The following is a 389-nucleotide window of genomic DNA, read 5'->3' as shown; positions in this document are numbered from 1 at the left end:
TTATTCAGGGGATTGCATTGGGAGGCGAATGGGCCGGCGCGGTACTGCTGTCGATGGAGCACGGCAAACCGCACCAGCGGGGGCGCAATGCCTCCTTTGCTCAGGTCGGTCCTTCCTGCGGCACGCTGATTGGTACTGGCCTGATCACGCTGGTGACGGTGGCGATGTCGGCAGAAGATTTCCAACAGTGGGGCTGGCGTATCCCCTTCCTGCTGAGCCTGGTGCTGGTGGTGTTTGGCCTGTGGCTGCGTCGTGGGGTAGGGGAAACGCCGGCGTTTCTGAAGCTGGAAGCCTCGAAGGACGTCACTCATGCGCCAATTCGTGAGGTGTTCACCCAGCATCGGCGTCCGCTGCTGATTGCCGGCGGTTCACGTATCGGTTCCGACGTG

The 389-nt window shown here is 62.0% G+C and carries 1 protein-coding gene; it reads left to right on the top strand.

The window, feature by feature from the left end:
- Nucleotides 1–2 precede the first annotated feature (2 nt).
- On the top strand, nt 3–389 hold a 387-nt coding region (locus tag CVN76_RS02120), incomplete at its 3' end, for an MFS transporter (protein ID WP_332850587.1).

The organism is Bacillus sp. mrc49, assembly GCF_002803435.1.
Note: the sequence above shows the minus strand (reverse complement) of the source record. Positions and strands in the feature narration are given on the sequence as shown.